The 234-nt window shown below is 57.3% G+C and carries 1 pseudogene; it reads right to left on the bottom strand.

The annotated features are described in order from the left end of the window. Positions 1 to 68: 68 nt before the first annotated feature. Positions 69 to 234 (bottom strand): annotated as a pseudogene (locus SB771_RS37200) (cell division protein FtsQ); the annotation flags it as partial.

Genomic DNA, 234 nt, shown 5'->3' with positions numbered 1-234 from the left:
ATGTCGAGGGCGACCAGCAGATCTTTATAGTCTTTACTCATAGCGTGCTCATTGCGTGTGATGTCCGTTTACTTCTTGCCCTTGTCGGGTTCGCTGATGAAGCGCATGCCAGCGGCACGAATCGCGAAACCGTTCGGATAGCGCAAGTCCGCATACTCAATGTCCTTCCCCCAACGTTGCGTCACCGCGTTCCAGGCCGCGGTCAGGCGCTTGCTGCGATCGAGCAGCGTGTCC

Source organism: Burkholderia sp. SIMBA_051 (genome assembly GCF_046534915.1).
Taxonomy (GTDB): Bacteria; Pseudomonadota; Gammaproteobacteria; order Burkholderiales; family Burkholderiaceae; genus Burkholderia; species Burkholderia ambifaria.
This window is presented reverse-complemented; position numbering and strand designations above follow the sequence as displayed.